The organism is Marinobacter flavimaris (assembly GCF_045057155.1).
In the GTDB taxonomy this organism is placed as follows: Bacteria; Pseudomonadota; Gammaproteobacteria; order Pseudomonadales; family Oleiphilaceae; genus Marinobacter; species Marinobacter manganoxydans.
Window position 1 is genome coordinate 2,076,235 of record NZ_CP171359.1, and the last position, 14,120, is coordinate 2,090,354.

At 54.3% G+C, this 14,120-nt stretch carries 14 protein-coding genes; all 14 read right to left on the reverse strand.

Going from position 1 to position 14,120, the window contains the following annotated elements; all coding sequences use genetic code 11:
* Positions 1 to 40: 40 nt before the first annotated feature.
* Positions 41 to 367 (reverse strand): nucleotidyltransferase family protein, encoded by a 327-nt coding sequence (locus ACGK9W_RS09720; RefSeq protein WP_405420647.1) that lies wholly within the window; start codon positions 365 to 367, stop codon positions 41 to 43.
* Positions 354 to 782, reverse strand: coding sequence for a nucleotidyltransferase substrate binding protein (locus ACGK9W_RS09725; RefSeq protein ID WP_405420650.1), 429 nt, complete (start codon positions 780 to 782; stop codon positions 354 to 356). Before ACGK9W_RS09725 ends, ACGK9W_RS09720 begins: the two co-directional genes overlap by 14 nt.
* A 123-nt stretch (positions 783 to 905) precedes the next feature.
* Complete coding sequence (gene tviB, locus ACGK9W_RS09730) at positions 906 to 2,168, reverse strand: Vi polysaccharide biosynthesis UDP-N-acetylglucosamine C-6 dehydrogenase TviB (protein ID WP_405420653.1); 1,263 nt, start codon at positions 2,166 to 2,168, stop codon at positions 906 to 908.
* Between the two features lie 198 nt (positions 2,169 to 2,366).
* On the reverse strand, positions 2,367 to 3,920 hold the full coding sequence (locus ACGK9W_RS09735; protein ID WP_273157729.1) for a Fic family protein: 1,554 nt from the start codon (positions 3,918 to 3,920) through the stop codon (positions 2,367 to 2,369).
* Positions 3,921 to 4,149: 229 nt separating this feature from the next.
* Entirely contained in the window at positions 4,150 to 4,425 is a 276-nt protein-coding gene (locus ACGK9W_RS09740) for a GxxExxY protein (RefSeq protein WP_075267575.1), read from the reverse strand.
* 149 nt (positions 4,426 to 4,574) lie between these two features.
* The gene (locus tag ACGK9W_RS09745) at positions 4,575 to 4,826 is read right to left on the reverse strand and encodes a DUF2442 domain-containing protein (protein ID WP_053112596.1); all 252 of its coding nucleotides are present in this window, start codon (positions 4,824 to 4,826) and stop codon (positions 4,575 to 4,577) included.
* A 79-nt stretch (positions 4,827 to 4,905) separates the two neighbouring features.
* Positions 4,906 to 6,399 (reverse strand): MBL fold metallo-hydrolase RNA specificity domain-containing protein, encoded by a 1,494-nt coding sequence (locus ACGK9W_RS09750; RefSeq protein WP_405420657.1) that lies wholly within the window; start codon positions 6,397 to 6,399, stop codon positions 4,906 to 4,908.
* Between the two features lie 70 nt (positions 6,400 to 6,469).
* Entirely contained in the window at positions 6,470 to 7,522 is a 1,053-nt protein-coding gene (gene pseI / locus ACGK9W_RS09755) for a pseudaminic acid synthase (RefSeq protein WP_405420660.1), read from the reverse strand.
* Between the two features lie 18 nt (positions 7,523 to 7,540).
* Complete coding sequence (pseH, locus tag ACGK9W_RS09760; protein ID WP_405420663.1) at positions 7,541 to 8,047, reverse strand: UDP-4-amino-4,6-dideoxy-N-acetyl-beta-L-altrosamine N-acetyltransferase; 507 nt, start codon at positions 8,045 to 8,047, stop codon at positions 7,541 to 7,543.
* Positions 8,040 to 9,155 (reverse strand): UDP-2,4-diacetamido-2,4,6-trideoxy-beta-L-altropyranose hydrolase, encoded by a 1,116-nt coding sequence (pseG, locus tag ACGK9W_RS09765; RefSeq protein WP_405420666.1) that lies wholly within the window; start codon positions 9,153 to 9,155, stop codon positions 8,040 to 8,042. Before pseG ends, pseH begins: the two co-directional genes overlap by 8 nt.
* Positions 9,148 to 9,849, reverse strand: a complete 702-nt coding sequence (pseF, locus tag ACGK9W_RS09770; RefSeq protein ID WP_405420669.1) for a pseudaminic acid cytidylyltransferase — start codon at positions 9,847 to 9,849, stop codon at positions 9,148 to 9,150. Before pseF ends, pseG begins: the two co-directional genes overlap by 8 nt.
* A complete protein-coding gene (pseC, locus tag ACGK9W_RS09775) occupies positions 9,846 to 11,006 on the reverse strand; it encodes a UDP-4-amino-4,6-dideoxy-N-acetyl-beta-L-altrosamine transaminase (RefSeq protein ID WP_405421023.1) in 1,161 nt (386 codons plus the stop codon). Before pseC ends, pseF begins: the two co-directional genes overlap by 4 nt.
* A gap of 3 nt (positions 11,007 to 11,009) precedes the next feature.
* The gene (pseB, locus tag ACGK9W_RS09780; RefSeq protein ID WP_405420672.1) at positions 11,010 to 12,008 is read right to left on the reverse strand and encodes a UDP-N-acetylglucosamine 4,6-dehydratase (inverting); all 999 of its coding nucleotides are present in this window, start codon (positions 12,006 to 12,008) and stop codon (positions 11,010 to 11,012) included.
* A 144-nt stretch (positions 12,009 to 12,152) separates the two neighbouring features.
* Positions 12,153 to 14,093 (reverse strand): polysaccharide biosynthesis protein, encoded by a 1,941-nt coding sequence (locus ACGK9W_RS09785; protein WP_405420675.1) that lies wholly within the window; start codon positions 14,091 to 14,093, stop codon positions 12,153 to 12,155.
* Positions 14,094 to 14,120 lie beyond the last annotated feature (27 nt).

A 14,120-nucleotide genomic window follows, 5' to 3' on the forward strand; every position in this document is an offset into this window, starting at 1 on the left:
ATTTACAACCTGGATCTGCTTCGCCCCCTTGAGCCCCTATTCATAGGAGCCTAATACCGACGCGCTTCACATGATCCAGCAACGCTTTATTCTCCACCTGATGCTTCAAAGCAAGATCAACTTTCCAAGGCATCAGCAGGTCATCAATTTCTGCTTCAATCTGATTGAATTCCTGCCACGAAATTTCGGGGGCAATAAGCATTAAATCGATATCGGAATTGGCGCGAAAATTACCTTTTGCCCGGGAGCCGTACAGAACCACACCTTGCACTGCGGCGTGGTTCTTGAAAATACGCTTTAGATTCTCAAGCGCGTAGTCAGGTAGGCCAACTGACCGACCCGCTGCTGAAGATTCAGCCAATACCATGCTTTCCCGCCTGTTCTTGCATTCGATCCCGAAAAGCAGTGAAGAGTGGATGGTAAAGTCCAAGGATATTCTTCAATATTTCACGAGCGGTTTCTTCGTTGTAGGTATGCGAAGTGCGGTTCCGGTCCTTCAGCATCTGCATCCACTGTTCGCCCTGATCAACAAGGCCATTGGCAAAGGCCTCCCGGATTGCATCTCTGGAGCCCGTGATTCCCGAATTACCCTGCCACCGGAAATAGTCACGAATAACATTCCACGCCAACTCATAGGTGTACTCAAACGCCTGAATTACACCCTGCTTCTCAAGCTCTGAAAGCTCCCGGGCCTGGCTCAAAGCGACGGCCTCATCCAACTGCCGGTAGGCTTTTTCAAAGTTGCTGAGGCGCTGTAGCCATCTGATATCTTCGTCACCCATCTCTTATTATCCCGCCGATGTCTCAATATTAAGCCTAGCATATCGAGCTTATCTTGAGCCCAACCGTTTAACCTGGGGTCAGATGAAAATGGGGTCAGAAGAAAATTTCTTCTGACCCCACATTTACAATCTCAGGTCTGCCTCACCCAACGGCAAAACACCCTTCAGATCAAACAGGACGCCATTATCTTTCAAATAAGCACGCAACTCTTTCGACGATTTAGCGGCATATTCACGATGAGGCACAGCCAGAAACAGCGCATCGTAGTCACCGGCTTTCGGAGCCTCCACCAGTGAAATCCCATATTCATGCTCGGCTTCCGTATTATCCGCCCAGCAGTCTGTCACATCCACGGAACAGCCGAAATCCTGCAATTCACGGATAACATCAATCACCCGGGTGTTCCGCAAATCCGGGCAATTTTCCTTGAAGGCCAGCCCCATCACCAACACTTTTGACGATGCCACGGTATGCCCGGTTTTAATCATTGCTTTAACCAGCTCGGCCGCCGCATACGGGCCCATATTGTCGTTTACCCGCCGGCCGGACAGAATAATTTCCGGATGATAGCCAATAGCCTGGGCTTTATGAGTGAGATAATACGGATCCACACCAATACAGTGGCCACCAACAAGCCCCGGTTTAAACGGCAGGAAATTCCATTTTGTGCCCGCTGCCGCCAGCACTTCATGGGTATCAATTTTCAGGCGCGAGAAAATCATCGAAAGCTCATTCATCAGTGCGATATTCAAATCACGCTGAGTGTTCTCGATAACCTTTGCTGCTTCGGCCACTTTAATGGAACTGGCTTTATGGGTGCCTGCGGTAATAACACTGGCGTAGAGTGCATCTACTTTCTCGGCAATTTCCGGAGTTGAGCCAGAGGTTACTTTCATGATGCTGGTTACCCGATGCTCTTTATCACCCGGATTGATTCGCTCGGGGCTGTAACCGGCAAAGAAATCCTTGTTAAACGTAAGGCCGGAGACTTTCTCCAATACCGGCACACAAACTTCTTCCGTGGCGCCGGGATATACCGTGGATTCGTAAATCACGATATCGCCCTGCTTCAGAACCTGCCCAACCGTTTCACTGGCTTTTACCAGAGGCGTTAAGTCCGGCGTTTTGAACTCATCAATAGGGGTGGGCACAGTCACAATGTAAATCTGGCAATCGCGAATGCCTTCAAGATCATCGGTAAAAGACAAACCAGGCGCCGCAGCCAATTCTTCCCGGGAAACCTCACGGGTAAAATCAACGCCATCGTTCAGCTCGGCAATCCGCTTTTTGCTGATATCAAAGCCGACAATCTCACGCTTTTCGCCAAAGGCCGCGGCAAGAGGCAGCCCCACGTAACCAAGACCAATAACTGCAATCTTCTTCATTTGAAATCCTTTGCGAGGAAGCTCAATACGGCGACCATACGCCCTACTCTGATGGAATAATTATGTCTGTACCAGCCAGGGATTGAAAACACCTTTTATGATGCATCCGGGCCAGGTAATCCACGGCATTTGGATGGCCTTCGATCGAGCGGCCAGCGGCGAATAACTGCACTACACAGAGATATGCCCTCACCAAAATCATCGTTGATTCACATCCGGCAGATCGGCAAAACCTTCGGCTACGGCCTGCTCTAGCTCCGATGCAATGTCGGATTGCGCCAGCACCGGAAATTCCTTCATCAATTTGCCACTGACCCGGCCATGCTGGCGTATCGCCCGGATCATCCGATCAATGTGCTCATCGGGGCCTTCAACCCAATCCTTGATCGCCTCGCGGGTGCGATACCACGCCCGCTGAAAGGCGGCCTGATGGTGCATCTCGTGCTCCAACGTATGCCGAATGATCGCGAACAGATATTCCGTATGTTCGGTCAAGTCTGGATAGCTCCAGACAGGTGCTGCCTCCTCATAGGCATTAAAAACAAAGTCCGATTCAATACCATCTGCGTAGGCCACGCGTTCCTGGGTGAAATCGACCGCATCACGGTAAGCCGACATCAATGGCCGGGAGTAACGTTCAAGAATTCGATCATAGTCGGCCCGCCTGACCGCCGAGGACGTTATCGCCGCTGAAACCGGCAAAATAAAAGGCTCAGGCACCACGCCGTCGCGGCGAAGAGTATCATTCACCAGAAAACGGGAGATTCGTCCATTACCATCAGCCAGCGGATGAATGAAGACGAACCCGAAACTTGCCACAGCAGCGCGAACCACTGCATCCCCCGGATCGGTTTGCGCCAGAAAACGCTGCAATCCCTCCAGCATGCCTGGCAACCACTCCCAGTGCGGGCAGACGTAATGAACAACTGCACCGTAATCGATCGAACTACTCCCAACAAACACAGGCGATTGCCGAAGGCCCGTCCGGATCGTGGTGGTTCCCAGGATAGCTGACTGAAACTCACTCAGGGCGTCATCATCAAGGGGGGAATCCAGCCGGCCACAATACTGTTCCATGGCGGTGGCAAAACGGCGTATGCGATCCTGATGCTGCCCTTCGTGCTCGATCGCGAAACTGGCACGGCTCTCTTTAATAGTCAGCCACACTGCACTGCGACGCAAAATATCCGGTCCAAACTCCCCTTCCATCGCTAAAAGCCTGTCAGCGATTCCATATTGACGGGCTTCCAACACTGAAGTCGTGCGACGAACAAGGGGGCAGAATTCAGGGGTTCCCGGCAGGTTGTCATTAATCCGCCAGCGGCGGTTACGACACCCCCCGTTAGCCGCCGTAACATACAATTCGGGATCCAGCGCATCACGATAGTTGCCACCGACACCCTCCACTGCCAGAGTCTTGCCGGTTAGCCATTCGTAGAGAAAACCAGCACGCCGGGCATACTGGCCGGTAGGTTCAGAGCGTATCCAGTCAGCAAGCGCCTCTGCGGGCAATGCCCCAAACAACCTTGCCAGAAACTCCAGCGCCACCCCTTCGTGTTTTAAAGCGAAGGTCAGGTGCGCGCCCAGCGTGCCTTGCGGGCGCATCGCCTCTGTGTAGTATTCCAGGCGGCGGCCGGCCTGGTCGTAGGTTTGGCGCCTACGCCCGATACGGCTCTCCAGCGGCAGCGGCTGGATTGCCTGCACGTCGTAACGTGCTGCCAACCATGCATAGCCAATTTCATCACCCGCCATCGTGCTCAAAATGATTATCCTGCCAAAAAAACGATTAAAACTGCCAGCTTTTCAGAAAAAACAATTCTAGCAGGTGCCGGTCACGATATATATCTGGCAATGGCGTCCCAGTAGGGCTTCAGATCCCGGTATATCCGGGGGAATTCCGCCGCCAGAGAAGAATCGACGACAATTTCCAGAGATCCCTGGTGAAGGAGGGGGCTGCCCTCCCATGAAAAACCCGGCCCGGTCATAACACCACCCGCTTTACCACAGCCTTTGGAAACGAAAAATTAACCAACAGACCAAGCTCTTTCCCTGTGGCTTTGAGGTAGTTGATTAACTGCGGCTCCGCCGATATCGGCATTTGCTTCTGGGCTTTAAGTTCGATGATGACGGCGTTCTCGACCAAAAGATCGACCCGGTGTTCGGCAATGGGCTCGCCTTTGTGATCTGCTCCCAGATGCCGGTATACCTCATACACACAGCCGGTAATACGGTAGCAAAGCTCTTTTTCCTTGAGCATCTTATATCCTTATTTTTAAGAACATTTTTGCCACTAAATCCACGAAAGAACACGAAAGGGAAAGACAAGGAAGCCCTGACTTTTAATCAGTCAGTCTTTGTTCGTGTTCTTTCGTGGATTTAGTGGCAAAAATCTTTATCTTTTCCATGTCAGGCCGCGTGATCACGTTTTGGGTGGGTTTGGTCGCCTTGGCCAGCCAGCAACCCCTGGATACTGATATCCTCATCCAACGAATCCCAGTGAATACCATGAACACTCAGTTCAAAGTCATCCCTGGCTTTTTGTTCCGCGTGCAGCAGACGCGGGAACCAGGCCAGCGGGGCACCAATTGTTCGACCATCCGAGAGAATGACCCAAAGATTATCTTCATCAAACCAGACTTTTTCAGGCGAAGTAGTCATGCCAAGCATCCTCAAACCGTTGTCGGTTCTGTTCTGTTACTTCCAACAATACCCGAATCGTGCGCGCATCAAAACCTCGCTACGCCGGGATCAGCACTTGGGAGCCAGGCAACACCCGTTGAAGCCTTACCTGAAATGCCGCCTTCGCATCCTCATCCCCATGCACCACCCGAATTTCCGTAGGTGCTCCAGGAATACCTTCAACAAACCGAAGCAAATCACTCTGCCCAGCATGGGCCGAATAGCCGCCAACCAGATGAATCCGGGCCCGGATATCATAGCGGTCACCATCCAGCTCCACCCAGCCACCACGGGGACCATAATTCAGAATATCCCGACCTGGCGTGCCTGCGGCCTGGTAGCCCACGAACAGCACATCATTCCGCTTATCGCCCAGCATCGCTTTCAGATAATTCACAACGCGACCACCGGCACACATGCCGGAACCGGCCAGAACCACACAGGGGCGATGGGAGCGGGCCAGGTAATCCACGGCATTCAGGTGGTCTTCGTGACTGTTGATAACCGTGAGTTGCTCGAAAGAAAGCGGATGCCGGCCCTGGATGACTAATTCAGTAGCCTCGGCGTCCCAGTAGGGTTTCAAATCGCGGTAGATGCGAGTGAATTCGGCGGCGAGTGGGGAATCTACAATGATTTCCAGCGACTCCCAGGTGAATGAGGGGTCTGACCCCGTGGGGTCAGACCCCATTTTCATGCCCGAAGCTAAAGCATCACCCCCAAACTCATGAATCAAACTTTCAATCTCATAAAGCAATTCCTGCGTCCGCCCAATACTGAACGCCGGCACCAGGACTGTCCCACCATCTTCCAAGGCGTGCTCCAGGACAGATTTCAACCGATAACGCCGCGTTTCCCGGTCCTCATGGTCCTTATCTCCATATGTACTCTCAATCACCAACCGATCCGCCCGCCCGGGGGACTGTGGCGCCGGGAGCAATGGCGCATGAGGCGCCCCAAGGTCGCCACTGAACACGATCCGCTCTTCAGAATTCCCCACACGCGCATCACACTCCACATAGGCCGAACCAAGAATATGCCCTGCTCTCTGCAACCGAACCGACAGCGAGCAATCATTTTCAACGAACACCGAATGCCACTGGCCATAGGGTACCGGGACCAAACGAGAACGAATCAGCCCCAGAACCCGCTCAATCAATCGCCGGTCACGGGTAAACCCGATCTTAAGGGCATCTTCCAGAATCTCCGGCAGCATAATGGCCGAGGGTTCGGAACAAATGATGGGGCCTTCGAAACCTGCAGCCAGCAAATAGGGGATGCGCCCTACGTGGTCAATATGCACATGAGTGACCACGAGGGCCCGGATGTGTTCGATAGGGAAATCGATGGAGAGATTGGAAGCCGAAGCGCCTCGGCCCTCGTCCTGGCCCTGGAACAGGCCGCAGTCTATGAGTATGCCCGCAGAGCCGCGGGGCTTGAAGTTGGGGTCTGACCCCGCGGGGTCAGACCCCTTTTTCATGCTCGGAGCTAGAGTCAATTCATGGCAGGAGCCGGTAACACCAGAGGTGGCGCCGTGGTGAGATATTGAAACCATACTTGAACGTCCTTGTTGATAATTCTGAACCCGGCCCAGTCCCGGGCCAGGTTCTCTATTCGCTTACAGGTTACCGAAAATCCTCTTCTCTGACCGGAGAGTTCCTGCTGATGCCATGCCTTGCGAATTTGCCAACAACGGTTTTCAGATGCTTGGGCGCCAACCCGAAACCCGGGCGAACACTCCTTACATCTTCGCCGGATATGACGTCCCCCGCCTTGATATCATTCACAAAGTATAAGGAACGGCGAAACAGCGCGTTACCCTGCTCGCTGGATTTTCGACCGTAATTCACCTCGCCAAGTGCCCTCCAGGCTGTCTTGCTATCCCGGCAAAGCGCTTTGAGATCCTCAGGCTCCAGGGAAAAGCTATCATCCGGCCCACCGCCAGAGCGATCGAGCGTGAAGTGCTTTTCAATGATCGCCGCGCCCAACACGACGCTGGCGATCGCCGTTGTGTTATCCAGGGTGTGATCCGAAAGCCCTGTCACCAGGCCGAAACGCTGCTTCATGTCCACAATGGTTCGCAGATTATAGTCTTCCGCTGGCGCCGGATAGCCACTTACACAATGCAGAATCGCCAGCTGGTTACAGCCAGCTCCGCGCGCCGCATCAATGGCTTCCTGAATTTCCTCCGCATCCGCCATCCCGGTGGAAATGATCATCGGTTTACCAGTCCGGGCCACATACTCAATCAATGGCAGATCCACAGCCTCAAATGATGCGATCTTATAGGCTGGAGCGCCGAGCTCCTCAAGCAGATCAACAGCGGTGGTATCAAACGGCGAGCTGAAAATGGTGATGCCCCGCTCCCGGGCCCGCTCAAATAGAGGCTTATGCCACTCCCAGGGCATGTGGGCCTCTTCGTATAACTCATAGAGGGTACGACCGTCCCAAAGCCCGCCTTTGATTTTGAAATCATCGGCATCCGAATTCAGGGTGATGGTGTCGGGACGGTAGGTCTGCAATTTTACCGCGTCCGCTCCGGCTTCAACCGCTTCATCAATGATCTTCAGAGCCGTTTCGAGCTTGCCGTTATGATTGGCTGAGAGCTCCGCAATTATGTAAGGCGGCTGAGATGATGAAATTTCACGACCATCAATGACAATTTTCGCTTCACTCATAAACACGCCCTTGAACCTTTACTTCGAATTTTTCCACTCGGCAGCCAGAAGGCCAAAACAGATAACGTCGTGATAACGTTCTCCGTCGCAGTGTTGCTCTCTGAGGACACCTTCCCGGGTAAACCCGAGACGCTCATGGAAGCGGACTGACCGCTCATTATAACCGAGCGCCTGGCCACAGAGTTTATGCAATTCCAACTCTTCAAAGGCGTACCTCAAGGCAGCTTCACCAAGCGACCGCCCTGTTCCAGGCTCTGAATCCGGCGCCAGATAGAAGCCCCAATCCGCAACCTGGGCACAGCGGGTCGAGGAGATATTAACGAAGCCTACAGGGGCCGAATCAACCTCGTAGATCAGCAGCCACACACCGGGGGCTTCACTGTTCCGGGCAAACCACTGCGCATGCTCTTCCGGGGAGATCTCATGGCTGGTGTACATAAACTGGCGCACATCGGGATGATTCCGCCAATTGAGAACCCGCGCAAGGTCCCCGGAGCGCATAAGCCTCAGCCGCCCACTACTCATCCGAACCCTCCCGGAGGGCGTCAGCCACACGCTGCACACCCAGACCATCGCAGATTGCGGCAGCATTCTGGCTCATCTCAAGCAACCTTCCAGCCGCGAGTACTTCACGCATCGCCCTGGGCAATGTCTCTTCAAGAGCGCCCGGCCACCCCAAACTGAGTGATGCGCCAGCATGTTTCAGCGCCTCAGCGCCCGGCCGCTGGTTGTCGGCCATCACCACAAGCAAGCTGGGCAAACCAAGGCAGCAGCGCTCCCAGGCAGAGCCCCCAGCGGCACCAATGGCAAGATCTGCCTGGCTCATCAGCTCCGCCATGTTGTTGGCATTTACGACCACCCGCGTAGCCAGGCGCATTGATTCCGCCTGTTCTGTCACCTCATCGATATGAGGACAGGCGGCCCCGAGAACGACGGTAACCCGATACGCGGAAACAACCTCGATGGTATCCAATACCCGCAGAACATTGCAGGTAACATTCGCCGCATCCACGCCACCCATACTAACGAGTATGTTCCCAGGCTCCCGGGTTTGCCGTGCCTCAAGGGACATGGCACGTGCCCGGCGGAACTCGGGCCGAAGCAACGCGTAATCAGAGCCAATCAGCTTTTTGGTATCCCCGGGTAGAAGACCATCGTAATCGTGCGGTTCACGCCCCAGATTCTGGTCCAGAAGCAAATCACACTGATGCTTTCGGTCTGCAAGGTCATCAATAGCCATCAGCCGCTTGCAACATGCAAGAACCTGAGTTTCCCATCGTTGATCGAGTGCATAGTGGTCTACCACCAGCCAGTCCAACTCGATGCCCTCCAGTGCCTGCAGCGTGTCAGAGGCATCGGCTTCCCAGCTCACTCCCAGCCAGGCGGCGTGAGGCGGTACGCTCTCTGAAGAGCTCGCACTTTCTCCGGATTCTGCCGATGAAAGCATCAGTACATGATGCCCCCTTCTGCGCACCGCGTCCTCCAGATTTCCCGGCTCCTGTCGTATCACGAAATAACACCGGGTACCTGCTTCTGCCAGGGCATCCGCAAGGGTCAGGCAGCGCATAACATGGCCAGAGCCAATGAGGGTGGACGCGTCCGCCCGGAAAGCCACCGCAAGCGCTCTACCCATGGTGCGCCCTGGCTCTCAACGCTTCGAACATATACTCAGCCGTCTTCCAATCCTCAGGAGTATCAACATCCTGAACACGGTAACGGGGAATCGGGATCCCGATAGAGTCCCGCCCGAAGATCATCCGTTCCTCAAGCCAGGCGTCCGCGGTTCCCCAATAGAACTGACCGGCATCGTGCCAAGCTTCTTCCAGATCCTGGGATCGAGTCGAAAACTGCCCGGGATGCATCATCTCCACCCGCCCGCCATCGGCAAGGCGAAGTGCACGTTGAATGGGGAAGGCAAAGCTGGTCACAGAAAATGCAAAACTACAGCCGGCCGTTTCAAGCTGACTTTTGCCTTCCTGGATATCAGCAGGTTCGATGAAAGGGGCCGTCGCATAGATGCAGCAAACAAGGTCGACTGCCTGGCCCGCATTACAAAACCATTCAACGGCATGGCGGATAACCGGCAGTGTTCCCGTGTAATCGTCTGAAAGATGCTCAGGACGCATAAAAGGAACTGTAGCTCCGCACTGCCTGGCTACTTCGGCGATCCTTTCGTCATCGGTTGAAACGATCACCTCATCAAAACAGCCACTCGCTCGGGCAGCCTCAATGGACCAGGCAATCATCGGTTTGCCGCAGAAATCCCGGATATTCTTGCCCGGAATCCGCTTGCTGCCTCCGCGGGCGGGAATTACCGCAACCTTCATACTGAAAGGGCCTGCTTCAGCGCTCCAACCACCGCGTCCTGCTGTTCAAACGTCAGGCCGTGGTACATGGGAATGCTGATCGCCTCGTTGTAATAGCGCATGGACTCCGGAAAATCATCGGGCGCGAACCCCATGGTCTCGTAGAATGGCTGGGTGTGGACGGGGATGTAATGCAGGTTTACACCGATTCCCTGCTCCCTCAGCGACTCGAATACCTCCCGGTGGCTGGCACGAATCTCTCCCAATTTCAGTCGGATCACGTAAAGGTGAAGGCCTGAATAGCTGTCCGGATGCTGCCATGGGCTCAGTACCGGCAAATCCGCCAACAGTTCATCGTATCGCCGGGCCAGTTCATGCCGACGCTTCACGAAGTCGTCCAGCCGTGCCATCTGGCTGACACCCAGGGCCGCCTGCAACTCGGTCATACGGTAGTTAAAGCCCAGGTCCACCTGCTGATAGTACCAGGGGCCGTCTGGCTCATGGGTCATGCGGGCAGGGTCGCGGGATATGCCGTGGCTGCGGAGCATCTCCATACGCTGCGCCAGTTCAGCGTCGTTGGTGACAGCCATGCCGCCTTCCGCAGTTGTCACAATTTTTACCGGATGGAAGCTGAACACCGTGATATCGCTGAACCGGCCGCTGCCAATAAACTCGCCCTGATACTTGCCGCCAATGGCATGGGACGCGTCCTCAACAATGCGAAAGCCATAACGATCAGACAACGCCTTGATCCGTTCCATGTCGCAAGGCTGGCCACACAGGTGAACAGGCACAACCACCTTGGGCAGACGATCCTGCTCCCTGGCCTGTTCCAGCTTCCGCTCAAGCGCATCCGGGCAAAGGTTGTAGGTGCGGGGGTCGATATCGACGAAATCCACCTTTGCGTCGCAATAAAGGCCACAATTCGCTGAGGCGACAAACGTGACCGGCGAAGTCCACAGCCAGTCCCCTTCTCCCAAACCAAGAGCCGCGCAGGCAACGTGCAAGGCCGACGTTGCGCTGTTAACAGCCACGCCAAACTTCGCACCAACATGGCTGGCCACCGTGTTCTCAAACTCTGGAACTTTCGGGCCCTGGGTCAGGAAGTCCGATTTGAGAACTTCAACAACGGCATCAATGTCCTCTTGCGTGATTTCCTGGCGCCCGTAAGGAATCATCAATCAGATACTCCCGATTTTTTCCCGGTTGGCATCAATCCAGGCCTGCAGATCATCTTGAGACATCCATTCTGTGTTGTTGTCACTTGAATAAACAAATCCTTCAGGCACTTTCTTGCCGTCCTTGATGCGCGCAGCATCGGCGCTCCAGTCATGAATGGCTGGCAGAATCTTGAAGTGCTCCGGGTACTCATAGGTGTAATAGGAATCCTCGGCACCAATCATCTGCTCATGCAGCTTCTCGCCGGGGCGGATGCCAACGATCTCGTGTTTGGCTTCCGGAGCGACCACCCGTGCAAGATCGGTCACCTTCATGGAAGGGATTTTCTTCACGTAGATTTCCCCACCTTCCATATCCTCAAAGGCGTGCCACACCAGCTCCACACCCTCTTCCAACGAAATCATAAAGCGGGTCATGCGCTCGTCGGTAATGGGCAACACGCCCTGGTCCTTAACCGACATGAAAAACGGAATAACCGACCCACGGGATCCCATTACATTGCCATAGCGCACGACCGCAAAGCGTGTCTCATGGCCACCCGCGTAGGAATTGCCAGAAACGAACAATTTGTCTGAGGCCAGCTTGGTAGCGCCATACAGATTGATCGGGCTGCTGGCTTTATCTGTTGAAAGAGCCACAACACGCTTCACGCCTTTATCGATACAGGCATCGATCAGGTTCATGGCGCCATTGATATTGGTCTTGATGCACTCGAAGGGATTGTATTCCGCGGTTGGAACAATCTTGGTGGCTGCGGCATGCACCACGTAATCGACCCCATCCAGCGCCCGGTAAAGGCGATCTTTGTCGCGCACGTCGCCGATGAAAAAGCGAACGCGGTGATCGCCGGCAAACTTCTTGGCCATCTCCCACTGCTTCATTTCATCCCGGGAGAAAATGATCACTTTTCTGGGATTGAAACGCTCGAGGAGCATGGGGACGAAGGTATGGCCGAAGGAGCCTGTACCGCCGGTGATCAGTATGGAGCTGTTTTCAAACATCGGGTGTCAGGTGCCTCTGGTCTTTGTAGTTCGGCGCAAATGGTCAGCCAAAAGTATCCCTGCATGATAGAAGAAAAAAGGGGCAAGATCTTCCCGATCCGCCCCTTCTTTAAAAACCTCACCGGCCTTACCGAACAAATCGTTTCAGGCCGGGAAGCGCCTTATCTTATCGGACTCTTGAGAAGCCACAGTTAACTGTCGATCACCATTGCACCATACCAGATCCGCCACATCCCCATTGGGGGCAAACCCCGTCGGTGCCGTTTTAAGGATTTGAATGATCTCCTGACAATCAAAGTCATGACTTGCCCGCATCAGACGGTTGAGCGTTTGTTCCACCTCATCCCAGGGCATCGAGACCTCCCTTGCCATCATGATCCGGGGGTGAGCCGTACCCTGCGGGTTGTCGCCAATCAACAACTCCTCATAGAGCTTTTCACCGGGCCGCAGCCCGGAGAATACAATTTCGATATCCCCATCCGGCCGATCGTCTGTTTTCTCCATCAACCCCATCAGGTGAATCATTTTCCGGGCCAGGTCGGCAATTTTTACGGGCTCGCCCATATCCAGAACGAACACTTCGCCACCCTGCCCCATGCTGCCAGCCTGAAGGACAAGCTGGCTGGCCTCAGGAATAGTCATGAAGTAGCGGATAATATCCGGGTGAGTCACGGTAACAGGTCCGCCATCGCGAATCTGGTCCCGGAACAGCGGGACAACCGAACCGGAAGATCCAAGCACGTTGCCAAACCTCACCATGGAAAAGATCGTGTCTGACTGCCGCTGAGCCAGGCCCTGGAGCACAAGCTCAGCAAGACGCTTACTGGCACCCATCACATTAGTGGGACGCACCGCTTTGTCGGTGGAGATCAACACAAAGCGCTTCACCCCGGCCGCAATGGCCGCTTCCGCAACATGGAAGGTGCCGAACACATTATTCTGAACACCTTCGATAACATTGTGCTCAACCAGAGGCACATGCTTGTAGGCTGCGGCGTGGTATACCGTCTCTATACCAAAACTCCGCATCGCGGTCTCGCAACGCCGACGGTGGGTAACACTGCCCAGCAACGGGTGGATTTCTACCCCAAGTGCCTCAATCTGATTGATCGCCTGAAGCTCGCGCTCAATGGCGTAAAGAGAAAACTCAGACTGTTCAAAAAGCACCAATTTGGAAGGACGGTGCTGAATGATCTGGCGGCACAACTCGGAACCTATTGAGCCACCAGCCCCGGTTACCATTACTGCGCGCTCATACAGGCTGGTAGCGACCTGTGCATTGTCTGGCTGCACGGGGTCCCGACCCAACAAATCCTCAAGCTCCAGATCCCGGATATCATTGATGCGTGCCTGGCCCGCTACCAGTTCGGACATGGTTGGAACGGTCTGCACCGGAATGGCGAGCGGCTCCAGCTTTTTCAGCAAGCGCTTACGGTCAATACCAGAATCGGCATCCAGAGCCAGCAACAAACGCTTGATACGATGCTCCCTCACCACACGCTCGATGTGACTGATGTCGTAAACCGGGATTCCATTAATCAAGGCCCGGTGGTTTGCTTTCAGCAACGTGATAAAAGCCGCAGGATGATATTCGGTGCCTTGATCCAGCGCGTTCGCAAGTTGCAGGCCGGTCTCGCCTGCACCAACAATCGCCACAAACTGCTTGTTGCGATGCCGAGGACGATTCACCAGCATACGGACCGTCATTCTGGTTCCGCTTACAAAGATAAAAGCCAGCGCCCCGTAAATGATAGGCACGGAACGAGGAACCTGTACCTCAAGCCAATATCCCAACAAGATCAAGGTGATCGACGAAATCACCACCCCGGTTATCACCGTGATAAAGGCCCTGTCACTCAGATAGCGAATGACCGCGCGATAGAGACCCAGCTTTATGAACACGGCAATCGTGAAGACAACCGTTAACCCAGAGACAATAAGCTGCCCCTGATCAGGCACCCAGAACTGCTGCTCCAGGCGCAGCGAAAACGCCGCCCACAAAGCAAAAAACAGAACCGCCACATCAGCAAAAACCGACACCAGCCGCTTGTGGACCCGAGATAAATTCAGGAATTTTTCAAACATGGTGTTCCTTTACCAGAAAAGATGATC